The sequence below is a fragment of the Streptomyces sp. NPDC028991 genome, assembly GCF_055564775.1.
The window spans coordinates 1-21,097 of record NZ_JBVHVP010000029.1 but is presented as its reverse complement, the minus strand read 5'-3'; the positions used below and the strand labels follow the sequence as shown (position 1 = coordinate 21,097).

The window sequence follows — 21,097 nt, the reverse complement described above, 5'->3', positions numbered from 1 at the left end:
CGCCGCCGGTCATTCCTCGTCGTAGTCGTCGGGGCGGACGTGCGCCTCCTCCAGGGCCTCGCGCATGGTCCGGCCGGTACCGCCCGGAGGGCGGGGCGCGTCCTCTTCTCGCTGGTCGAGGACGTCGTCTGTGGTTTCGGTCTTCGGCCGGTTCTCTTCCGGGACGGTCATGACGGCGGCTCCTCGTCCGTGCTGTGGGTTCTTCCGTGGGGCGGGTTCCCGGACGGCGCCGGGCTATCCACGCGGGGTGCGGATGCCGGTCGCGTGCGGGGACGGATTCCGGCCCGCGCGGGGCCGGGGGACGGCCGGTGACACCGTCCTGCCGGGCACGGGGGGTGAGTTATGTTGACCTCCGTGGGAGACAAAGGAGGCGCACCCGTGTCATCGCCACAGCAGGCACGCGCGCAGGCATCGGCGATCACCTCGGGACGGGCGGCTCCGGAGACGGAGGCCTCCCCCACGTCCCGGCTCAGGACGCTGTTCGACCGTCCCCGTCTCTCCCCCGGCCAGCGACGCATCGCGCAGTACCTCATCGAGCACCTCACCGAGGCGGCGTTCCTGTCCATCACCGACCTCGCCGACCGGGCGGGCGTGAGCCAGCCGTCGGTGACGCGGTTCGCCTCGGCGGTCGGCTTCAGCGGTTACCCGGCGCTGCGGGAGCAGCTCCAGTCGATCGCGCTGGGCACCCGCGGCGGCGCTGCGGCCGAGGAGAACCGGGGCAACGAACTCCAGGCCGCCGTCGACGCCGAGATCGAGAACCTGGAGAACCTGCGGCGCGACTTCGCCGACGCGGACCGGGTGATCGACGTCGGACGCAAGCTGGCCGCCTCCGCGCCGCTGACCGTCCTCGGGCTGCGCATCTCCGTCTCGCTCGCCGAGTACTTCGCCTACGCCGCCCGCCGGGTCCATCCCGACGTGCGCCTGGTGACCCGGGGCGGCACCGTCGCCTACGACGCCCTGCTCCAGTCCCGGGAGGCGGGCGGCACCTGGGTGCTGGCCTTCTCCATGCCCCGCCACGCCCACGAGACCCTGGGCGCCGTCCGGGTGGCACGGAGTGCCGGACTGAAGGTCGCGCTGATCACCGACCTGGCGCTCGGCCCCGTCGTGGACGAGGCCGACGTCACCTTCGCCACCGGTACGGGGTCGCGGCTGGTCTTCGACTCCTACGCGGCGCCGGGTGTGATGTGCGCGGCACTGCTCCAGGCCATGACCGACGCCGATCCCGAACGGACACAGGCCCGGCTGGAGGAGTACGAGCAGGTCGCCGACCAGCACCAGTTCTTCCTCCGGGATTGAGCCCGCTCCCCTTTCCCGGGGCTCGGCACGGCGATTGGTCGGCGCAGACGGGGGCCATCCCGGTCAAAGCAGGCATGAATGTTTTCATACGCCTTGCAAAGCTGATGGCATATATAAATACTGCTCACGGATCGCGACCCGGCCGCCCCGGAGCGCGTCCACACCCGCGTGAACATCCCTGGCCGCCGACTCCTACCCGCTCCGTCGCGCCGTGGGCTGTTCCGCCGGGCGCCGCCTGCGCGAGCGCCCGCGGCGGTCCCGGTCGTCCCCTGGACCGGGACCGCCTCAACCGTCGCCCCACCCCGTCGACGCCGCACACCCGGAAGCGATGATCATGCCCCTGACGACCACGCGCATCAGCCCGGACTGGCCGTGCCAGGTCAAGACGCCCGGCAGCTACGACTGGGAACGCTCGGCGGCCAAGTGGCTGCGGGAACTGGTGCCGGCCCGCTACGCGGGCTACCCGGCGCTGATTCGCCACCCCGTGCTGCTCGCCCGGCATGCGCAGATCCAGGTCCAGCACGAGATCCGGGTGGCCCGCACCGCCCTGCAGACCGCCCGGGCGGACCTGCCCCGGCTCGGCCTGGCCGAGTCGGTCATCGAGCACACCATCAAGCTGTACGCGGCGGAGGTACTGCAGTTGCAGCACATCGCACGCAGCGTGCGGGCGGTCACCGAGGCGCTGGTCGAACGGGGCACCGCCGGACGCTGATGCGCACTGCCCCCGCGCCGGACCGCGCGGGGGGCCGGACGGACCGCGCGGGGGCCGGACGGACCGGCCCGATCGCCGTGGCCGCCGGTCAGTTCACCGGATGGCCCGGCCGGATGGTGTGGGCGTCGGCGAGCCGCAGCAACCGTCCACCGGACGTGTCCCGCCCACCCCACTCGACCGGGTCGAGGACGAAACCGACGTGGTCGCCGCCGGCGGCCCTCGCCACGACCCGGCCGACGAACCACGCCTCGGTGTCCTCCAGCACGACCGCCCCGCCGTACCCCTCGCGCCAGCGGACCTGCTCGAACTTGTCCACCAGGTCGCCGGTCCGCCCGCCGAAGACCTCGGCCGTCCCGCGCTGGTCGCGGGCGAGCAGATGGACGGCCAGGACCTCGGCGGACCGCGCCACCCGGAAGGTCCGGTTGACCTCGGAGAGCCACACGACGAAACGCACGGGGTCCAGGGAGCACTGCGAGGAGAAGCCGACCAGGCAGCCCGCCCGTTCCCCGTCCGCCGCGGCCGTCACCACACACATGTCCGGGTCGAGCCGGTCGAGAAAGGCGTCCATGACGGCCATGCTAGGCGCCGTCCCCCGCGGGTCAGGCCGCGAGGAAGCGGCGCAGGGCCGCCCGCAGCGCGGTGACGAAGGAGTCGCGGCCCGCCTCGTCGAGGGCGTCCAGCGACAGGTAGGGATTGAGGTCCTCCAGCTCGACCAGGAGCAGCTCACCGCCGGGCGCGCGGCAGGCGTCGACGCGCTGGACCCCGTGGTCGATGCCGTTCCACTCGATGAACCGGCGCGCGAAGTCGAGATCCTCCGGGGTGGCCTCGTACGGCTCCAGCCGCCAGCGCCGCCCGCGGTCCGGTGCGTACAGGGCGTACTGGAATTCGTGGTCGACGAAGTAGAAGGAGACCTCGTGGGCGAAGTCGACACGCGGCTGGACGAGGACGTCCCCGGCGTCGTCGCGCAGGGTTGTCCGTATGCGGTCCGCGGGCACGAACCGCAGGCCCGCCGAGTCCGCGCCGAGCCTGGGTTTGACGACGTACTCGTCCGCCGCGGGAAGCCGGTGCAGGTCCTCCGGCCGGTCGACCGTGGGGATGACCGGGTACCCCGCCTCGGTCAGCTCGAGGAGGTACCGCTTGCCGGCCATGTCCGCCCGGCCGGTGAGCTGGTTGTAGACGCGGGTACCGCGCTCGGCCGCGCGCTCGCGGAAGGCGTCATAGGCGGCCGGGTACCCCAGTACGGGACCGCTGTTGCGGACGACGACCGCGTCGAAGGCGTCCAGCAGCGCGGCGGCGTCGCACGGGTGGCACAGGGCGAGGTCGAAGTCCTCGCGCAGCCGGGAGGTCAGGAAGACGTCCTCGTCGCAGTAGCGGCGCCCGCTCGCCACGTAGGCCAGGTCGGTGACGTACAGGACGCGGGGGCGAGCGGACTGCATGCGGAACTCCTCGGGGCTGACCGGAAGTGATCGTATGCGACCGCGCAGCGGAGACACGAGGGTACTCGGTTCCCTCCAAACACTGCACTGAGTGTCAGGGACACTGGTGAGCTGCTACGTTCCCCTTCATGAGCTCCAGCAGTGCGGCGCCCCGCCGCGGGGACGGGACGGACGCGGCGGGCAACCGGCCGCCGATGCGGGAGGCGCTGGTCGCGGCGGCCTTCCGGCTGTTCCTCGAGCGGGGCTACGAACAGACGACCGTCGACGACATCGTCGCGCTCGCCGGTGTCGGACGGCGGTCGTTCTTCCGCTACTTCCCCTCCAAGGAGGACGTGGTCTTCCCCGACCACGAGCGGTGCCTGGCCGACATGACCGCCTTCCTGGCCGCCTCACCCGAGGAGGCGGACCCGGTCGCCCGGGTCTGCGACGCGGCCCGGCTCGTACTGCGCATGTACGCCGAGAACCCGGCCTTCTCGGTGCAGCGTTACCACCTCACCAAGAAGGTCCCCGGGCTGCGCGCGTACGAGCTGTCGGTGGTGTGGCGCTACGAGCGCGCCCTCGCCGAGTATCTGCGCGGGCGCCTGGGCGGGCGGCCGGACGGGATCCTGCGGGCCGACGTGATCGCGGCGGCGGTGGTGGCGGCGCACAACAACGCCCTGCGGTCCTGGCTGCGTTCGGACGGGCGGGACGACGCGGGCGCCGCGGTGGACCACGCGCTGGGGTACGCGCAGTCCGCGTTCGGCGGCGTCCCGGTTCCGCTCCGCGACGAGGCACCCGAGGACGTGGTGGTCGTGGTCTCCCGGCGCGGGACACCCCTGTGGCAGGTCGTCCGGGAGGTCGAGACCGCGTTCGCCCGCGACTGACGCCGACCGCCGCGCGGGCACGGGTACGGCGTCGCGGGTGCGGCGGCGCGGAACGAAATCGAGGGTACGGAGTGCCTTTACGAGTGACACTCAGTGCCATACGCTGTGGGGCGTGCACGGTGGCACGGCGAGCCGCGCATGCGCGTGCCCGGGCGACCGCGCACGTGGGATTCCGGCCCGAGTGCAGGGAGTTGACCAGCGTGTACCACCACTCAGGAAACGTCGCTCAGCAGGCAGCCGGCTCCGCGACGGGCGTGCTCGACCCCAAGGCCCCGGAGGCCGAGGCCATCTTCTTCCAGCGCTGCGCCTGGTGCGGCACCGCCATGTACCACCGGGTGCTGTGCCCGGTCTGTCGCGGCAGCGACCTGCGGACCGAACGCAGCGAGGGCGCGGGGACGGTACGCCACGCCACGGTGGTGCACCGCAACACCCCGGCCGCGCGCAACGTCTCCCTGATCGAGATGGCCGAGGGCTTCGTGCTGCGCGGCCGGGTCATGGGACCGCTCATCGGCATCCACAGCGGGGACCGGGTGCGGCTGTCCACGGCAAAGGACCCGGTGCGGGGCGAGCCGGTCTTCCAGCTGGTCGACGAGCCGTACCGGGCCTGGACCTGAGCGCCGGCCGGCCCGCCGCGGGGTGCTCCGCACAAGGCGACGGCCGCGCGCGGGCGGGGAGTTCACCTCGTGCGGCAGACCCTTGCGCCGGGCGGCCGGGCCACTGCTCGCGCACCCGCCGGCCCCCGGCGGTGGGCCGTGGCCGCCCGTCGTTCAGGACGCGAGCGTGATACGGATCCCCAGCGTGCCGTCCAGACCCCGGCGCAGCCGGCTGCCCAGCAGGGTGAGCCGGCCGACGACGCCGTACTTGCGGGCGATCAGGCGGCGGTAACGGCCGCTCGTGGCCGGGCCGCAGATCTCCGCGGTCGCCGGCACCTGGTCGCCGGTCGGCCTGCCTCGTACGTCGCAGGGACCGACCAGGACGTCGGCGCGGTTGCGTACGCGCTTGACCTTCCAGGAGTCGGCGGCCGTCCAGATGCCGAGGGCGTCCTCGTCCCGTACGACCCACACCGGGGTGGCGACCGGCGCGCCGTTCTTCCGGTAGGTGGTGACCAGCAGGTACTTGCCGGCGCCCAGCCGGGCGAGTGACGCGTCGTCCATGGTCCGGAGTATAGGTGCCGGGCCATGTCGCGCCCCTCGCCTCAGGCCGCCGCCACCATCCTGCGCACCGCCTCCGTGATCACCTCGGGCGAGGTCGCCAGGTTGAGCCGTACGTGTCCCGCTCCGCCGGTGCCGAAGGGGATGCCGGAGCTGAGGGCGACCCGGCCGCGCCTGAGGAAGACGTCCGCCGGGTCGTCGCCGAGACCGAGCGCGCGGCAGTCGAGCCAGGCGAGGTAGGTCGCCTCCCCGGGGCGGTGGACGACGCCGGGCAGCTGTCCGGCCAGCAGGTCGGTGAGCAGCCGCCGGTTCTCGTCGAGCCCGGCCAGCACCGCGTCCAGCCAGGCGGCGCCGTCGCGCAGGGCGGCGGTGTGGGCGAGGACGCCGACGTGGCTCGGTCCGTGGCCGACCTCCTCGGGCATCCGCGCCAGGTCGGCGGCGGCGCCGGGTCCGGCGAGTGCGAGCGCCGCCTTGAGCCCGGCCAGGTTCCACCCCTTGGACGCCGACATCAGCGCGAGGCCACGCTCGGCGCCGGGCACGCTCAGGTACGGCGTGAACCGCGCGCCCGCGGTGACGACCGGCGCGTGGATCTCGTCGGCGACGACGCGGACGCCGTACCGCTCGGCGAGGGCGGCGACGGCGGCCAGCTCACCGGCGGTGTGCACGGTGCCGGTCGGGTTGTGCGGGCTGCACAGCAGGTAGGCGGCCCGTCCGCCGTCGGCGACGGCCCGCGCGAAGGCCTCCTCCAGCGCCCCGGGGTCGATCCGCAGGTCCGCGCCGAGCGGCGCCTCGACGACTCGCCGGTCCATGTGCGTCACGAACTGGTAGAACGGCGGGTACACCGGCGGGTTCACGACGACCGGATCGCCCGGTCGCGTCACCAGCTTGAGCATCTCGACGACGCCGAGCATCACGTCGGGCACGATCGCGGTGCGTTCCACGGCGAGGTCGTCCCAGCCCCACCGTTTGCCGGCGAAGGCGGCCAGGGCCTCGGCGTAGGCGGTGCCGACGGGGTAGCCGGTGTCGCCGAGTGCCATGGCGTCGGTGACGGCGCGCGCGACGGGTTCGGCGAGCGGCACGTCCATCTCGGCCACCCACAGCGGCAGTACGTCCTCGGGGTGGGTACGCCACTTCATGCTCGTGCGGCGACGCAGCTGGTCCAGGGTGAGTGCGCGCAGGGGGTTGGGTTCACCGGGCCGGTCCTGCGGGATGCTGGTCATGGGGCACAAGATAGGGGGCCCCGGTGTGATCGGGAAACGGGGCCGCCCCTGCACAGACGCCACCACCCGCCACCACCCGCCACCACCGCCGGCGGCCGCACGCCGGCCCGGGCGGGCACCGACGGGATCGCCGGCCCGGTGAACGCGGACCGGCCCGCCCCCGTATGGGAGGAGGGCGCTCGACGTCCGGAGGCCCCCGCGGCGGCGACGCCGTGTGTCCGGGTTCGGGAGCGCACGCATGAGGCACGCACGACGACGCATCGTCCGGCGAGTGGCACGGCTGGCGGCCGTCGGCGGACTCCTGGTCGGGGGGACGATGGTCACCCGGGCCGTGGCGAGCGAACCCCCCGACACGTCCACCGCCCCGCACACGTTGGCGCAGCCCGCCTCCGGCACCGGCGCCGGCCTCGTGTCACGGCTGGGCACCTCCCGTACGGCGGGCCACTGGGTCGGCTCCGACGGGCGGCCGGTCGTCGCGGTCACCGACGAGAGCACGGCCGAGGAGGTGCGTCGGTCCGGGGCCGAGGCGAAGCTCGTGCGGCACAGCATGTCCGAGCTGAAGTCGGCGACCTCGACGCTGCGTTCGACGCCCCGGGCGCCCGGTACGGCGTGGGCCCTCGACTACCGGTCGAACGAGGTGGTGGTACGGGGTGACAGCACGGTCTCCGGATCCGACTGGTCCCGGCTGACGGGCGTCGCGGAGGACATCGGCGGCTTCGTCCGCATGGAGCGCACCGAAGGCACCTTCACGACCCGGCTGAACGGGGCGGAGCCGATCCTGTCCACCGCCGGGCGCTGCTCGGCGGGCTTCAACGTGACCGACGGGACGAGCGAGTTCATCCTCACGGCAGGGCACTGCGGGCCGACGGGCTCCGTCTGGTTCGGCGACGACGGGGGTGACCGGCAGGTCGGCAGGACGGTCGCCGGAAGTTTCCCCGGGGACGACTTCTCCCTGGTGGAGTACGCGAACGGCAAGGCGGGCGACGGCGCCGACGTGGTGGCGGTCGGCGGCGGCAAGGGAGTGCGGATCACGGGCACGGGTGAACCGGCCGTCGGGCAGCGGGTGTTCCGCAGCGGCAGCACCAGCGGGCTGCGCGACGGCCGGGTGACGGCCCTCGACGCGACGGTGAACTACCCGGAGGGCACGGTCACCGGCCTCATCGAGACCGACGTGTGCGCCGAACCCGGGGACAGCGGGGGCCCGATGTTCTCCGAAGGTGTGGCGCTCGGGGTGACGTCGGGCGGCAGCGGCGACTGCGCCAAGGGGGGCACGACGTTCTTCCAGCCGCTGCCGGAGGCGATGGAGTCGCTCGGCGTGGAGCTGATCGTCTCCGCGCGGGAGGGGGCGGGGCCGGGCGCCGCGCCCTCCTCGCCGGCCGCCACGGGTGGCGCCGGCACCGCGCCGGGCGCCGCGGCACCGGGGGCCGCCGCTCCCGTGACGGGCGTCAGCGGCTCGACCCTGCTGGCCCGTCTCACCGACCGCCGCAACGTCGGCCCGGGCATGCTCGTCGCCGCGGGCAGCCTGATCGCCCTGGTGGCCACCCGGTGGATCCGCGCGGAACAGGACCGCAAGGCCTACCGGCGGCACTACTCGGCGACATGGGGGTGAGCCGTGGCGCGCGGGCCCGTGCGGTGACGTGGCCGTCCGCCGAGGTGAGGGCCCGCGACCGGCGTCCGGCCCGGTCGATGACGGAGCCCCGGCCCCGGACCACCCCGCGGGCCTCAGCCCAGCGTCAGCAGCGCCGTGGCCGCCGCCGCGCCGATCAGGCCCACCGCCTGCCGCCGGTCGGCCCGCTCGTGGAGGAGGGCGAGGCCCAGGACGACGGGCAGTGCCGGGTACAGGGAGGCGAGGACCACGGCGACCGACAGCGGTTGCCGCCGGGCGGCGAGGAGGTACAGGATCAGGCCGAGAGCGGCAGCGCGACGCCTGTGACGGCGCTCACCGTGCCGGTGACGGCGCTCACCGGCACCACCACGCTCATCGCGCCGCGGCTCAGGCCCCGGTTGAGGAAGTGCATGGCGACACAGCTGCCCACGCCCGACAGGGCGCCCCACAGCAGCTCCGCGGGGCGGACGCCGTGGGTGGTCACGAGGAGGGCGGCCACGCAGGCGGGCGCGAGCCCGCCGGCCTGGCCGAGGAAGGTGACGACGCCGTAGCAGACGGCCGAGGTCAGTGCGAGAAGGACACCCGTCCCGTGGGGGTGCCCGGGGCCGGTGGTCCGATGCGCCGAGGGCCCTCAGGCGCCGGTCAGGCCGCCTTCACGGGCTCCGGGGCCGCGGTGGCCCACTCCATGACGAGCCGCTGGTACTCCGCACGCTGCTCGACGCTCAGTGTCCCGCCCGACCGGAGCCACAGGGCCCGGATCTCCTCGTTGACCTCGGCAGCCGATCGCTCGGAGGAGGGTTCAACAGTGGTGGACATGCTGTGAAGCATACGGCGCCCGGCGTGAAGACGATGTGAGTAATGGCCCCCCAAACGGACATACCGGACCGTGTCGCTGATCACGTCGATCGCCCCATCTGTCAAGGCCTATGGGCGAGTTCGTTCGCACCATCTGTGTTCTGGCGCACACGGCCCGCCTCTTCACACCTGCGCCGCCCCCAGTACCAGCACCTGGATCGCCAACACCGCGGCACCGCGCGCCCAGTCGTGGAAGTCGGACACCTTGGTCTCCAGACCGACCGGCGCCGCCCGCGGATGCCGGTTGTCGCGGATGGTGCCCTCCACCACACCACCGGCCACGTCCATCAGACCGACCCCCTCCCCGGCGAGCAGGATCCTCTGCGGCATCACGAAGTTGGCGATCTGCGCCACCAGGGTGCCCAGGGCCCGCCCCGCCTCCTCGACGACCCGGGCCGGCACGGGCTCCCCCTCGGCGGCGGCCGCGAGGATCTCCTCGTAGCTCGGGGCGCGGCCGGTGGCGGCGGCGACCTGGTAGCGGATGTTGGGGATGGTCAGCAGTGAGACGGCGCTGCCGCGCCGGCCGTCGGGGGTGAGCGGGCCGTGCGGGTCGAGGATCCAGTGGCGCCCGAAGCCGCGGTCCTCGTCCCCCGAGTACGGCACCCGTCTGCCGCCGAGCACGAGACCGTAACCGATGCCGGCGCCGATGGTGAGGACGACGAACCGGTCCAGGCCGCGCCCCGACCCGAACCAGGTCTCGGCCTCCACGAAGGCCGCGGTGTCGTTCTCGACGACGACCGGCAGCCCGGTGCGCTCCTCGACGAGTCCGGCCAGCGGAACGCCCCGCCATCCCAGGAAGGGTGATTCGCCGACGACGGCCCGGTCCTCCACGAGCCCTCCGACGCCGATGCCGATGCCGGCGACCCGGGGACGGCCGCGGGACAGCTCCCCGGCCATGGCGGCCAGCAGATCGGCGACCTCGACGGGGTCGTGGGTGGCGAGCGGACGGTCGTGGCGGGCGACGATCTCACTTCTGAGGGTGGTGACGACGCCGTACACCATGTCACCGGTGATCTTGAAACCGAGGAAGTACCGGGAGTCGGCGACCACGTCGAGCGGCTGCGACGGACGGCCCTGCCGCACTCCGGCCGGCGCACCCTCCTCCGGGACCTCGACCAGCAGCCGCGACTCGATGAGCGGCTTGGTCAGCCGGGTGAGGCTGCCCGGGGAGAGAGCGAGCCGCCGGGCGATCTCGCTGCGCGACAGTGGTCCGTGCAGGAGCACCTCGATCGCCACGGAGCGTTCACCGGGACTCAGCGGGAGCCAGCTTTCGGCACTGGTGGGCATGACGGTCGAGCCCTACTTTCTTCCAGCTCGGAAACAACGAGGTCGATGCAGGTCTCACCCTGCCTCGGTCGACGGCACTCGCGCCACCTCTTGACGCTACGTTTCTTCCGCGTCAAAAGTAAGTAGCCACGAGCCGCCGCACGCGAGGGAGCCCCCGATGACCATCCCCACCGGGCGACGGTACGGCGCGGCAGGCGCCGCCTCTCCCCCGGCGGCCCCGACGAGACCAACGACCAGATCAATCTCATCCTCGACCAGTGACACGACCTGTGACACGACCAAGTGAAGGGCACGCCATCCATGACGTTCTCCCTCGGCATCGTCGGTGCCGGCCAGTTCTCCGGCCAGTTCGCCAGGCTGTTCCTGGCCCACCCAGGTGTGAGCGACGTGTACGTCACCGACCTGCTGCCGGAGCGCGCCGAGCGGCTCGCGGCCGCCGAAGGGCTCACCGGCACCTTCCCCACCTACGAGGCGATGCTGGAGTCCAGGGCGGTCGACGCCGTCGCGATCTTCACCCAGCGCTGGACCCACGGCCCGCTCGTCCTCCAGGGACTGGGCGCGGGCAAACACGTGTACTCGGCGGTCCCGATGGCGATCGGCACGCAGGAGATCGCGGAGATCATCGACGCGGTCAAGGCGACCGGACTGACGTACATGATGGGCGAGACCAGCCAGTACCACCCCGCGACGGTGCACGCCCGCGACCGGATCGCCGAGGGCGCCTTCGGGCGGCTCTTCTACGCCGAGGGCGACTACGTCCACGACATGGACCTGGGCTTCTACGAGGCGTACCGGTACAGCGGCGGCGAGGACTGGAAGTCCACCGCCAGCTATCCGCCGCTGCTGTACCCGACGCACTCGGTGGGCGGGGTGCTGGGCGCCTGGCGGACGCACGCGGTCAGCGTCTCGGCGCTCGGGGTGGTGGACGAGCGCGGGGACGGGGTCTTCGACCGGTCGGTCAGCCGGTTCGACAACGACGTCTCCAACGCGACGGCGTTGTTCGAGGTGGCCGGCGGCGGGTCGTTCCGTACGAACGAGTTCCGGCGGGTCGGCTATCCCTCGCATATCCGGGAGTCACGCTTCCGCTTCTTCGGCACCGAGGCGAGCATGGAGCAGCTCGCCACGGTGGCCCTGTGGCAGGACAAGAACGGGGTGCGGGACATCAGCGAGCTGCTGGAGCCCAAATCCACCATGTCCCCCGACGACCCGTCCCTCCAGCACGTCGCACCGGAGCTGCGGGGCGCCTTCACCTCCGGGTCGGCACCGGTGCACGACCGGGCGCGGCTGCCGAGGGCGTTCGACGAGATGCACAACGGGCACGAGGGCAGCCACCACTTCCTGGTGGACGACTTCGTGACCGCGGTGCACTCCCGGACCCTGCCGTCCGTGAACGCGTGGGTCGCGGCCCGCTACACCCTGCCGGGCATCATCGCGCACGAGTCCGCGCGGCAGGGTGGGGCCAGGCTGGAGATCCCGGATTTCGGGGACGCGCCCCAGCTGTGACGCGGCCGTGCGAGCCGGGTGCCCGATCACCGTCAGGTGCCCGGCTTGCGGCCGTACACGTAGACGTCGTCGCCCTTCTTCAGCAGCGACCAGTACTTCTTGGCGTCGGTCTTCGTCATGTTGACGCAGCCGTGCGAGCCCGGCGGGTTCCACATGCTGACGCCGGCCGAGTGGAAGGCCTGGCCACCGTCGAAGAACTGGCTGTAGGGCATCGGCACGTCGTAGATGGTCGAGTGGTGGTCGATGTTGCGCCAGTAGACCTTCTTCAGACCGGTGCGGGTCTCGTGTCCGTTGCGGCCGGTGCGGACCGGCACCGGTCCGTACACCAGCTTCCTGCCGTCCTGGATCCAGCTCAGTTGCAGGGTGAGGTTCACACAGGCGATACGGCCCTTGTCGACAGGGCATTTGCCCGCCTTGTCGGGCTTCTTCCCGACGGCCTTCTGCTTCTGCATCAGGTCCATCACGCCCCAGGTGACGGGGCCCGCGTAGCCGATGTTCGGCTTGATGCCGTGCTTGGTCTGGAAGGCGCGGATCGCCTTGCAGTCGGCGGTGGACTGTTTGCCGTCGGCCGGGCGGCCGAGGAACTTCTCCACCTTCTTCTGGTGAGTGCCCGTCTGTGCGGTGCAGCCGGCCGCCTGGGCCGGCGCGGCACCGAGCGCGAGCGTGAGCGGTGCCACCAGTGCGGTGACTGTGAGTGCGACGGCTCCCCGTCTGCGTACGTCCCCCATGGCTGGTCAGCCTTTCCCTCTGTAGCGGTCGGTGCGGGCGGAAGGCCGCCCGCGGCGCTTTCCCCGCCTGGTAGACAGCCGCCCGGCGGCTTCGGTTGCCCGCCGCGCCCGGGTCGCGACGAAACCGTGACGAACACCACCGGACGCCCGCACATCAGTCCGCGTCGTCGTACTCCTGGACCGCCTTCCGGAACCCCGTGTTGACCGCGGTCAGCCCTCCGTCGACGACCAGCGTGGTGCCGGTGACCCAGGCCGCGTCGCGCGAGGCGAGGAAGGCGACGGCCGCCGCGATGTCGTCGGGTTCGCCGACCCGCCCCAGCGGGTACAGCCGCCGCAGGGCCGCGAGATCGTCCTCCCGGTCCTCCCAGGCCGTGGTGCGCACGGTGCCGGGCGTCACGAGGTTGACGCGGACGCCGCGCGGCCCGGCGTGTCCCGCGAGGGTGCGGGTCAGGGAGGCGAGGCCCGCCTTGGCGGCGCTGTAGGCGTGGTTCCCGAAGTCCTGGGCGCCGTTGACCGAGCCGACGCTCACGATCGCGCCGCGCCCCGAGGCGGCGAGGTGGGGCAGCGCGGCGCGGCAGCAGCGGTAGGCGCCGGTGAGGGTGACGTCGAGGTCGCGGGACCAGACCTCGTCCCGTTCGTCCTCGAAGAGCGGGGCGTCGGGCGCGCAGGCGTAGGCGTTGTTGACCAGCACGTCGAGGGTGCCGAAGGCATCCACCGCGTGGGCGACGGCCGCCTCGACGGACGCCCGGTCGGCCACGTCGCAGGCGAACGCCTCGGCGGTGAGGCCCTGCCGCGTCAGCTCCCCGGCCGTGCGCCGCGCGGCGAAGAGGTCCACGTCGGTCACCAGCACCCGTGCCCCCTCGGCGGCGAACCGGCGGGCGGTGGCCGCGCCGATGCCCCGGGCGGCGCCCGTGATCAGTACTCCGTGGTCGGTGAATCGCCCTGGTTCCGTCATGGCCCGACCGTACTGCCGTGGCGATCCGGGGCACGCGGCCCGCCGGCCGCTGCCGCCCGTCAGCGGTAGCCGGTGACGTCGGCCGGCTTGCCCGCGTCCTGGACCTCCACGACGTAGCGCCAGGCGTCCGGGCGGCTGCCGTCGAGGTCGGTGAAGCCGTACTCCCCGGCGAGGCCGCCACTGGAGAGGGACCGGCCGTTGAAGCGCGCCACGTCCGGGTCGGCGGCGAGGGCGGCGACGGCGCGGCCCACGTAGCGGGGCGTCTCGGAGATGGCGAAGTGCGGGACGCGGTCGAGGGCGTCGCGCCAGTTCTCCTCGCGTACGCCGAAGTGATCGAGCATGATCTCCGAGCGCAGCCAGCCGGGGGTGAGCGCGACGGCCGTCGCGCCGCGCGGGCCGAGTTCGTGACCCAGGGCGAAGGCCATGCGCAGGACGGACGTCTTGGCCAGGTCGTAGAAGAAGGAGTTGCGGTAGTGGACGCGGTTGTAGTCGTCGGTGCCGTCGGTGACCTCGACGACCAGCCCGCCGGGCCGGCGCAGCAGCAGCGGCAGGGCGTGGTGGCTGGTGACGGCGTGGGTCTCGACCGCGAGCCGCAGGAGTCTGAGGCCCTTGTCCAGGTCGTGCTCCCAGACGGGGCTGTCCCACTCGAAGAGGTTCTCACCGCCCCAGATGTCGTTGACCAGGACGTCCAGACGGTGCTCCGCACGGGCGACGCGGTCGACGAGCACGGCGACCTGCGCGGGGTCGAGGTGGTCGGCCGGTACGGCGATGCCCCGGCCGCCGGCCGCGGTGACCAGGTCGGCGGTGTCCTCGATCGTCTCGGGACGGTCGTACTCGGAGCGCCGGGCGCGGGTGCTGCGGCCGGTGACGTAGACGGTGGCGCCGGCCGCGCCCAGTTCGACGGCGATGCCGCGTCCGGCGCCCCGGGTCGCCCCGGCGACCAGGGCGACCCTGCCTGTCAGCGGCTTCTTCGGTGACCCTGCCATGTCCGGCTCCCGTTCCTCTCCCGCACGAGCGATGTCGTGATCGAGAGTGCCCGGGAAGCCGGACATCTTCTGTCACCTTTTATGCGTGTCCTGTTCGGCACGCGTTCCGCGACGGGTCAGTGTCCGCGCTTGATCCACTCGTCCAGGTGCGGGGCCTCGGCTCCGATGGTGGTCCCGTCGCCGTGGCCGGTGTGGACCTTCGTCTCGGGCGGGAGGACGAGCAACCGGTCGCGGATCGAGTCGACGATGGTCGGGAAGTGGGAGTAGGAACGGCCGGTGGCGCCGGGCCCGCCCTGGAAGAGGGTGTCACCGGTGAAGACGGCACCGAGGCCCGGGTCGTACAGGCAGACCGCACCGGGCGCGTGTCCGGGGGTGTGCAGGACCGTCAGGTCCGCCCCGGCGGCCTCGATGACCTGGTCGTCGGTCAGCCAGGCGTCGGGGGCGCGGTCGGGGTGGGTCTGCTGCCACAGCGGCAGGTCGTCCCGGTGCAGCCAGATGACGGCGCCGGTGCGCTCGGCGAGGGCCGGTGCGGCGTTGACGTGGTCGTTGTGGGCGTGGGTGCACACGATGGCGGTGAGCCGGCGGTTTCCGACGGCCTCGGCGATCGCGTCGGCGTCGTGGGCGGCGTCGATGACGATCACCTCGTGGTCGTCGCCGACGAGCCAGACGTTGTTGTCGACGTCCCAGGTGCCGCCGTCGAGGCTGAACTGTCCGGAGGTGACGAGGCGTTCGATGCGGGCGGTCATCACAGCACCACCACCGAACGCAGCACGTCACCGGCGTGCATCCGCTCGAAGGCCTTCTCGACCTCGTCGAGCCGGATCGTCTCGGTGACGAACTTGCCGAGGTCCAGGCGGCCCTGGAGGTGGAGGTCGATGAGCATCGGGAAGTCCCGGGAGGGCAGGCAGTCGCCGTACCAGGACGACTTCAGGGCTCCGCCGCGCCCGAAGACGTCGAGGAGCGGCAGTTCCAGCTTCATCTCGGGGGTCGGCACGCCGACGAGGACGACGGTGCCGGCCAGGTCCCGGGCGTAGAAGGCCTGCTGATACGTCTCCGGGCGGCCGACCGCCTCGATGACCACGTCGGCGCCGAAGCCGCCGGTCAGTTCGCGGACCGCCTCGACGGGATCGGTCTCGCGGGAGTTGACGGTGTGGGTGGCGCCCATGCCCCGGGCGGTCTCCAGCTTGCGGTCGTCGATGTCCACGGCGATGACCTTCGCGGCCCCGGCCAGGTGAGAACCGGCGATCGCCGCGTCGCCGACGCCACCGCAGCCGATGACGGCGACGGTGTCGCCGCGGCCGACGTTCCCGGTGTTGATGGCGGCGCCGATGCCGGCCATCACCCCGCAGCCCAGCAGTCCGGCCACCTGAGCGGAGACGGCCGGGTCGACCTTGGTGCACTGTCCGGCGGCGACCAGTGTCTTCTCGGCGAAGGCGCCGATGCCGAGCGCCGGGGAGAGCTCCTGGCCACTCGAGGCGAGGGTCATCTTCTGCTCGGCGTTGTGGGTGTCGAAGCAGTACCAGGGGCGGCCGCGCAGACAGGCCCGGCACTTGCCGCACACCGCGCGCCAGTTGAGGATCACGAAGTCGCCGGGGGCCACGTCGGTGACGCCGGCGCCGACCGACTCGACCACTCCCGCCGCCTCGTGGCCGAGCAGGAAGGGGAATTCGTCGCTGATGCCGCCCTGCTTGTAGTGCAGGTCGGTGTGGCACACCCCGCAGGCCTGGATGGTGACCACGGCCTCTCCCGGTCCGGGATCGGGCACGACGATCGTCTCGATCCGCACCGGTTCGTCCTTGCCCGGTGCGATCACGCCGCGTACTTCCTGCGCCATGGTCTGGAACCCTTCTTCGGCCACTCGATGAATCCGTCCGAGCCTACGCGCAACTGATCGGGACGGGCCGACGGCAGGGCGACATAACCTGAGCCGTCCGCCCGTACGCCCGTCCTACGAAGGAGCGCCGTGAGCATCGCGGAGACGGAGACCGGTCCACCCGCCTGGCGGCTGCTGCTGGGTTACGTACGGCCGCACCGCTGGGCGCTGTTCGGCGGTGCGCTGCTCTCGCTGCTCACCGGACTGACCGGACTGCTGCTGCCACTGGTGGCCCGCGGCCTGATCGACGACCTGTCGCACGACCGGGCCATCGCCGGCACGCTGCTCGCCATGTCGGGTCTGGTCGTGGCCAACGCGGTGGTGGGCGCCCTGGGCACCTACGTGCTGCGGCGCACGGCCGAGTCGGTGGTGCTCGACGCGCGGCGCACCCTGTCGTCGTATCTGCTGCGGCTGCGCGTCCCGGCCGTGGACCGCACCGAGCCCGGCGACCTGATGGCCCGGATCACCTCCGACACGACGCTGCTGCGCGCGGTCACGTCCGAGTCGCTGGTCGGCCTCGGCACCGGCGGGCTCACGCTGGTGGCGACCATCGTGATGATGGGGCTGGTCGATCCGGTGCTGCTCGGGGTCACGCTGGCGGTGATCGCGGGCGCGGGGACGGTGATCGGGCTGATCGCGCCGCGCATCAACCGGGCGAGCAAGGAGGCCCAGAAGGCCGTGGGTGTGATGGGGGCCGCGCTGGAGCGGGTGCTGGGGGCCCTGCGCACGGTGAAGGCGTCGGGTGCCGAGCACCGGGAGGAGCGGGTGCTGCACGACGCCGCCGAGGAGTCGTGGCGGCAGAGCGTGCGGGCCGCCAAGTGGTCCGCGGCGGCGGGCAACACGGCGGGGCTGGCCATCCAGATCGCCTTCATCACGGTGCTGGCGGTGGGCGGGGCACGGGTGGCGACGGGGGCCGTGGACGTGGGCACGCTGGTCGCGTTCCTGCTGTACGTGTTCTTCCTGATATCCCCGCTGCAGGAGGTGATCGGCGCCGTGGCGCAGTACCAGACGGGTGCGGCGGCGCTGGTGCGCATCCAGGAGGCACTGCGGCTGCCCGCCGAGCCGCCGGTGCGGTCCGCCGCCCCGCTGCCCTCCCCGGGGGACCGGCCCGCCGCCCTCGTCTTCCGGGACGTGCGCTTCCGCTACGCGGACGATCTGCCGTACGTCCATCACGGGGTGACCTTCGAAGTGCCGGCCCGGGGCATGACGGCGTTCGTCGGTCCGTCCGGCGCGGGCAAGACCACCGTCTTCTCACTCGTCGAGCGGTTCTACGACCCCGAGTCGGGTGAGATCACGCTCGACGGCCGGAGCCTGCCGGACTGGGAGCTGTCCTCCCTGCGGGCCGCCATCGGCTACGTGGAGCAGGACGCCCCGGTGCTGTCCGGGTCCTTGCGGGAGAACCTGTTGCTGGGCAACGGGGAGGCGGACGACGGCACGCTCGCCGGGGTGCTGAAGACGACCCGGCTGGACGGTCTGGTGGCCAGGCTGCCGAAGGGCCTCGACACGCTGGTCGGGCACCGCGGCACCAAGCTGTCGGGCGGTGAGCGCCAGCGGGTCGCCATCGCCCGCGCGCTGCTGCGCCGTCCCCGGCTGCTGCTGCTCGACGAGGCCACCTCGCAGCTGGACGCGGTCAACGAGGCGGCGCTGCGCGACACCGTGGCCGACGTGGCCCGGACGACGACGGTGCTGGTCGTCGCCCACCGGCTGTCCACGGTGACGATGGCCGACCGGATCGTGGTGATGGACGCGGGCCGGGTCCGCGCTGTCGGTACGCACCGGGAGCTGGTGACCGCCGATCCGCTGTACGCGGAGCTGGCGGCGACCCAGTTCCTGGCCACCGGCGGCTGAGCCGCGCCGGAGGCGTCCGGTCGCGGGTGAGGGCCGCCCGGAGTCGGGCGGCCCTCGACGACTGGTCGGTCCGGCTGTCAGCCCAGGGCGGGGACGGCGCCGAACAGGGGCGAGACCAGGCCGGTGACCTGCTGGAGCTGATTGAGGTCGTTCAGCCGGTTCAGCTGCTGGGAAGGCCTCGGCAGCTGAGCCCGGTCCTCGGCGGGCATGTCACCGACCGCGAGCGAGTCCAGCGTCTGCGTCACGCTGAGCTTGTCCACGCCCAGCGCACCTCCCTCGGCCGCGCTCGCCATCGGCGCGGCGAGGCCGGTGACACCGGCGGCGAGCCCGACGGCGGCGACCATACGTCGTGTTGAGATCATGCTCTGAGCAACGCGCGCGGGCCCGGCGCGGACACGGGCGGGCGGCGCCGCTCACTCGTGAGGACCAGTGGTCCGGTCCCGATTGCCGCGGGCGTCCGGGCGGAGGGAGCTCGAAGGAGAGGACCGCGGCGGCCCGTTCCCTCCCTCGGGCCGCGGCCCTCCGAGGAGGTCGTCACGGGCACCACGGCAGCTCCCGGCTTCGACGCCGAAGCACTGCGCCGGGGCGTCGAAGGAGAGTCGGCGGCACCCCTCGTGTCGCTGTACGCACAGGACGCGGAGGTCCGCATCGTCGACCGGTACGACCAGCCCAGCCGTCCGAAGGTCCTGCACGGCCGCCAGGAGATCGCCGAGATGCTCGACGACGTGTACGGCCGCGACATGACGCACCGGATGGACCGTTGCGTCGTCCAGGGCGACCACGTCGCGTTCACCGAGGAGTGCACGTATCCGGACGGTGTGCGGGTCTTCGCCGAGTCGATGCTGTCGCCGCGGGACGGCATGATCGTCGAGCGGGCCACCGCCCAGGCCTGGGACGAGTAGCGGGCCCGGTCTGCCCGAGGGTCCGCGGCGGGCCGGTCAGCGCGTCCAGGCGCTGTACTCCATGACGTCGCCCGCCGTGACGCCGTACTCGGGCTGGTCCTCGGTGAACGTGGTCTCCAGGCCGAGGACGGCGCCCGTGGCCGGGTTCATGATCAGCATGTGGCGCACTCCGGTCCCCTCGTACACGTAGGCCTGGCCGCGCCGGCCGAGGCGGTCCGTGACCTGTCCGGCGGGCCGCAGTCCGTCGGCGTCCGCGAGGAGGCGGGCGAGCGCGGCGGACTCCCGGGCGCCCAGGGTCCAGTGGTCGAGCAGCACCTTGGTCGCGTCGAGGAGCCGGGGCGTGTCCAGTGAGTCGCCGTACAGGGCCTCCTCCAGGTAGGCGCGCAGTCGTCCGGCGTCGTGCGGCGGGCGGGACTCGGGCGGGGCGTCGCTCCAGCTCGGCGGGTAGGTCGTCCGGCTGATGACGTGGCCGTCGTCGACCAGGCGCGGGGTGCCGTCCTCGTCCTCGCCGAGGACCGGGCGGCCCGGGTGGCGCGGGTCGGTCGCGACGACCAGCTCGGTGTGGCGGCCGTCGGCCGTCCAGCGCACGACGCGCTCCACGGGGAGGGTGACCGGGGGTCGGTCGTCGGACATGCCGAGGCTCCAGGACCGCACGTGCGTGCCCTTGCGCAGTCCGGGCCCGCCGTCGGCCGCGGTCTGTTCGGCGCGGTCGGCGAGCCGGTCCAGCGGTACGGGGGCGGCGTCGGCCAGCACCACCAGGGGGCGTGGGGCGGCGACCGCGGGCGTGGTGCTCGGACCGCCGAGCAGCAGTGCCAGTGCGGTCACGGCGACGACGGCGGTGGCGGCGAGCCCCCAGGCCAGGCGGACGCCGCGGCGGGCGGGGCGCCGGCCCCGCGGTGGCCGGGAGGACGGGTGGGGCCGTGGTTCGCGCAGCAGCTCGTTCAGGTGCCGTTCGGCACGACCGTCCAGGGGACCGTCGCCGAGACGCGGGGTATCGGCCGGCACGGGGTTGGCGCGGCGCAGGAGGTCGAGTTCGTCAGCCATGGCCGTGTTCCTTCGCGGGGGCGGCGTCGCCGGTGGTCGCCGGGTACGGGGACCGCCGGACGTCCTGCGTGCCCGGCCGGGGGTTCGGGGAGGGGGCGAGTGGCGGGCAGATGCGATCGATCTCCGTTCTCAGCCGGGCGCGGGCCCGGTGCAGCCGCATCGAGGCGGCCCGCCTGCCGCAGCCGAGGGCGACGGCCAGCTCCTCCACGCCGAGTTCCTCCCAGGCCGTCAGCCGCAGCACCTCCTGGTCCTTCGGGGAGAGCCTGGCCAGGGCCTCGTGCACCCAGCCGCCCGGCGGCTCGGCCTCGGGTCCGCGGGCGATCTGGCGGCCGTGTGCGGCGTCGTCGTTGCCGAGCCGGTCCAGGAGCCGCCGGCGGCGTCCCTGCCCGCGCACCGCGTTGGCCAGGCAGTTGCGTGCCACCCCGTACAGCCAGGGCAGCGGGGTGTGCGGCAGCTCGGCACGGCGGCGCCAGGCCACCGTGAACACCTCCGCCACCACTTCCTCGACCTCGCCCGTGCGCCCGTCCAGCCGTCGCGCCACGTAGCGGCTGACCGCCCAGTAGTGCTCGCGGTAGGCAGCGGCGAAGATCTCGTCGTTGCTCATGTTCCGTTCGTGTCCGGCACACTCGTGATCGTCACAGTTCATTTCGTGACGCTCGTCTCGTCCTGTGAGTGTGACGTCCGGGCGGGGCTCGGACACAGGCGGGGTGTGAGGAACCTCGAGAGCATCAAGTGGCTGACGACCACGGACCACAAGACGATCGGCACGCTGTATCTGGTGACGTCGTTCGCGTTCTTCGTGATCGGCGGCGTGATGGCGCTGTTCATGCGC

25 protein-coding genes and 1 pseudogene are annotated in these 21,097 nt (G+C 72.9%); 9 read left to right on the top strand and 17 right to left on the bottom strand.

Annotation, left to right across the window (positions count from 1 at the left end):
• Positions 1 to 9: 9 nt before the first annotated feature.
• Positions 10 to 171: a hypothetical protein gene (locus ACZ4V1_RS32295; protein ID WP_468343497.1), complete on the bottom strand. Its 162-nt coding sequence runs from the start codon at positions 169 to 171 to the stop codon at positions 10 to 12.
• 207 nt (positions 172 to 378) lie between these two features.
• On the opposite strand from ACZ4V1_RS32295, the gene ACZ4V1_RS32290 reads away from it, so the two are divergent.
• Both ACZ4V1_RS32290 and ACZ4V1_RS32285 read left to right on the top strand, forming a co-directional pair.
• Positions 379 to 1,296: a MurR/RpiR family transcriptional regulator gene (locus ACZ4V1_RS32290; protein WP_468343494.1), complete on the top strand. Its 918-nt coding sequence runs from the start codon at positions 379 to 381 to the stop codon at positions 1,294 to 1,296.
• Positions 1,297 to 1,624: 328 nt separating this feature from the next.
• The gene (locus ACZ4V1_RS32285; protein ID WP_468343491.1) at positions 1,625 to 2,008 is read left to right on the top strand and encodes a hypothetical protein; all 384 of its coding nucleotides are present in this window, start codon (positions 1,625 to 1,627) and stop codon (positions 2,006 to 2,008) included.
• Positions 2,009 to 2,096: 88 nt separating this feature from the next.
• Here the strand turns inward: ACZ4V1_RS32285 and ACZ4V1_RS32280 are convergent, their stop codons facing one another.
• Positions 2,097 to 2,585 (bottom strand): flavin reductase family protein, encoded by a 489-nt coding sequence (locus ACZ4V1_RS32280; RefSeq protein WP_468343488.1) that lies wholly within the window; start codon positions 2,583 to 2,585, stop codon positions 2,097 to 2,099.
• 22 nt (positions 2,586 to 2,607) lie between these two features.
• Positions 2,608 to 3,444, bottom strand: coding sequence for an ATP-grasp domain-containing protein (locus ACZ4V1_RS32275; RefSeq protein ID WP_468343485.1), 837 nt, complete (start codon positions 3,442 to 3,444; stop codon positions 2,608 to 2,610).
• Between the two features lie 128 nt (positions 3,445 to 3,572).
• Between ACZ4V1_RS32275 and ACZ4V1_RS32270 the strand changes: the two genes are divergently transcribed.
• Both ACZ4V1_RS32270 and ACZ4V1_RS32265 read left to right on the top strand, forming a co-directional pair.
• On the top strand, positions 3,573 to 4,307 hold the full coding sequence (locus tag ACZ4V1_RS32270; protein ID WP_468343482.1) for a TetR family transcriptional regulator: 735 nt from the start codon (positions 3,573 to 3,575) through the stop codon (positions 4,305 to 4,307).
• A 200-nt stretch (positions 4,308 to 4,507) separates the two neighbouring features.
• Positions 4,508 to 4,921, top strand: coding sequence for a Zn-ribbon domain-containing OB-fold protein (locus ACZ4V1_RS32265; protein ID WP_468343479.1), 414 nt, complete (start codon positions 4,508 to 4,510; stop codon positions 4,919 to 4,921).
• 153 nt (positions 4,922 to 5,074) lie between these two features.
• Here ACZ4V1_RS32265 and ACZ4V1_RS32260 read toward each other — a convergent pair whose 3' ends face one another.
• Together ACZ4V1_RS32260 and ACZ4V1_RS32255 are read right to left on the bottom strand one after the other, a co-directional pair.
• Positions 5,075 to 5,461: a PPOX class F420-dependent oxidoreductase gene (locus ACZ4V1_RS32260; protein ID WP_468343476.1), complete on the bottom strand. Its 387-nt coding sequence runs from the start codon at positions 5,459 to 5,461 to the stop codon at positions 5,075 to 5,077.
• Positions 5,462 to 5,502: 41 nt separating this feature from the next.
• Entirely contained in the window at positions 5,503 to 6,678 is a 1,176-nt protein-coding gene (locus ACZ4V1_RS32255; protein ID WP_468343473.1) for a MalY/PatB family protein, read from the bottom strand.
• Positions 6,679 to 6,916: 238 nt separating this feature from the next.
• On the opposite strand from ACZ4V1_RS32255, the gene ACZ4V1_RS32250 reads away from it, so the two are divergent.
• A complete protein-coding gene (locus ACZ4V1_RS32250) occupies positions 6,917 to 8,287 on the top strand; it encodes a S1 family peptidase (protein ID WP_468343470.1) in 1,371 nt (456 codons plus the stop codon).
• A gap of 113 nt (positions 8,288 to 8,400) precedes the next feature.
• Here the strand turns inward: ACZ4V1_RS32250 and ACZ4V1_RS32245 are convergent, their stop codons facing one another.
• The 4 genes from ACZ4V1_RS32245 to ACZ4V1_RS32230 all read right to left on the bottom strand — a co-directional run bounded on the left by ACZ4V1_RS32245 (position 8,401) and on the right by ACZ4V1_RS32230 (position 10,426).
• Positions 8,401 to 8,535 (bottom strand): hypothetical protein, encoded by a 135-nt coding sequence (locus ACZ4V1_RS32245; RefSeq protein WP_468343467.1) that lies wholly within the window; start codon positions 8,533 to 8,535, stop codon positions 8,401 to 8,403.
• Between the two features lie 44 nt (positions 8,536 to 8,579).
• Positions 8,580 to 8,783 (bottom strand): hypothetical protein, encoded by a 204-nt coding sequence (locus ACZ4V1_RS32240; RefSeq protein ID WP_468343464.1) that lies wholly within the window; start codon positions 8,781 to 8,783, stop codon positions 8,580 to 8,582.
• Between the two features lie 143 nt (positions 8,784 to 8,926).
• On the bottom strand, positions 8,927 to 9,112 hold the full coding sequence (locus tag ACZ4V1_RS32235) for a hypothetical protein (RefSeq protein WP_468343461.1): 186 nt from the start codon (positions 9,110 to 9,112) through the stop codon (positions 8,927 to 8,929).
• Between the two features lie 150 nt (positions 9,113 to 9,262).
• Positions 9,263 to 10,426, bottom strand: a complete 1,164-nt coding sequence (locus ACZ4V1_RS32230) for an ROK family transcriptional regulator (RefSeq protein ID WP_468343458.1) — start codon at positions 10,424 to 10,426, stop codon at positions 9,263 to 9,265.
• 300 nt (positions 10,427 to 10,726) lie between these two features.
• Here ACZ4V1_RS32230 and ACZ4V1_RS32225 point away from each other — a divergent pair, with 300 nt between their 5' ends.
• On the top strand, positions 10,727 to 11,929 hold the full coding sequence (locus ACZ4V1_RS32225; RefSeq protein ID WP_468343455.1) for a Gfo/Idh/MocA family protein: 1,203 nt from the start codon (positions 10,727 to 10,729) through the stop codon (positions 11,927 to 11,929).
• 32 nt (positions 11,930 to 11,961) lie between these two features.
• On the opposite strand, the gene ACZ4V1_RS32220 is transcribed toward ACZ4V1_RS32225, so the two are convergent.
• The 5 genes from ACZ4V1_RS32220 to ACZ4V1_RS32200 form a co-directional block, all read right to left on the bottom strand.
• Positions 11,962 to 12,657 (bottom strand): L,D-transpeptidase family protein, encoded by a 696-nt coding sequence (locus tag ACZ4V1_RS32220; RefSeq protein WP_468343452.1) that lies wholly within the window; start codon positions 12,655 to 12,657, stop codon positions 11,962 to 11,964.
• Positions 12,658 to 12,811: 154 nt separating this feature from the next.
• Positions 12,812 to 13,612 (bottom strand): SDR family NAD(P)-dependent oxidoreductase, encoded by an 801-nt coding sequence (locus ACZ4V1_RS32215; protein ID WP_468343450.1) that lies wholly within the window; start codon positions 13,610 to 13,612, stop codon positions 12,812 to 12,814.
• A gap of 59 nt (positions 13,613 to 13,671) precedes the next feature.
• Entirely contained in the window at positions 13,672 to 14,598 is a 927-nt protein-coding gene (locus ACZ4V1_RS32210; protein WP_468343448.1) for an SDR family oxidoreductase, read from the bottom strand.
• 116 nt (positions 14,599 to 14,714) lie between these two features.
• The gene (locus ACZ4V1_RS32205; RefSeq protein ID WP_468343446.1) at positions 14,715 to 15,344 is read right to left on the bottom strand and encodes an MBL fold metallo-hydrolase; all 630 of its coding nucleotides are present in this window, start codon (positions 15,342 to 15,344) and stop codon (positions 14,715 to 14,717) included.
• Positions 15,344 to 16,432 carry an S-(hydroxymethyl)mycothiol dehydrogenase gene (locus tag ACZ4V1_RS32200; protein ID WP_468343443.1) on the bottom strand — a complete coding sequence of 363 codons (1,089 nt, stop codon included), beginning with the start codon at positions 16,430 to 16,432 and terminating at the stop codon, positions 15,344 to 15,346. Before ACZ4V1_RS32200 ends, ACZ4V1_RS32205 begins: the two co-directional genes overlap by 1 nt.
• A 129-nt stretch (positions 16,433 to 16,561) precedes the next feature.
• On the opposite strand from ACZ4V1_RS32200, the gene ACZ4V1_RS32195 reads away from it, so the two are divergent.
• Positions 16,562 to 18,319, top strand: a complete 1,758-nt coding sequence (locus tag ACZ4V1_RS32195) for an ABC transporter ATP-binding protein (protein WP_468343440.1) — start codon at positions 16,562 to 16,564, stop codon at positions 18,317 to 18,319.
• A gap of 77 nt (positions 18,320 to 18,396) precedes the next feature.
• Here ACZ4V1_RS32195 and ACZ4V1_RS32190 read toward each other — a convergent pair whose 3' ends face one another.
• Positions 18,397 to 18,681, bottom strand: coding sequence for a hypothetical protein (locus ACZ4V1_RS32190; RefSeq protein ID WP_468343437.1), 285 nt, complete (start codon positions 18,679 to 18,681; stop codon positions 18,397 to 18,399).
• Between the two features lie 213 nt (positions 18,682 to 18,894).
• Between ACZ4V1_RS32190 and ACZ4V1_RS32185 the strand changes: the two genes are divergently transcribed.
• Positions 18,895 to 19,221: a nuclear transport factor 2 family protein gene (locus ACZ4V1_RS32185; RefSeq protein ID WP_468343628.1), complete on the top strand. Its 327-nt coding sequence runs from the start codon at positions 18,895 to 18,897 to the stop codon at positions 19,219 to 19,221.
• A gap of 36 nt (positions 19,222 to 19,257) precedes the next feature.
• Here the strand turns inward: ACZ4V1_RS32185 and ACZ4V1_RS32180 are convergent, their stop codons facing one another.
• Together ACZ4V1_RS32180 and ACZ4V1_RS32175 are read right to left on the bottom strand one after the other, a co-directional pair.
• Positions 19,258 to 20,265, bottom strand: coding sequence for a CU044_5270 family protein (locus tag ACZ4V1_RS32180; protein WP_468343434.1), 1,008 nt, complete (start codon positions 20,263 to 20,265; stop codon positions 19,258 to 19,260).
• Positions 20,258 to 20,869, bottom strand: a complete 612-nt coding sequence (locus ACZ4V1_RS32175; RefSeq protein WP_468343431.1) for an RNA polymerase sigma factor — start codon at positions 20,867 to 20,869, stop codon at positions 20,258 to 20,260. Before ACZ4V1_RS32175 ends, ACZ4V1_RS32180 begins: the two co-directional genes overlap by 8 nt.
• Before the next feature lie 9 nt (positions 20,870 to 20,878).
• Here ACZ4V1_RS32175 and ACZ4V1_RS32170 point away from each other — a divergent pair.
• Positions 20,879 to 21,097 (top strand): annotated as a pseudogene (locus ACZ4V1_RS32170) (aa3-type cytochrome oxidase subunit I); the annotation flags it as partial.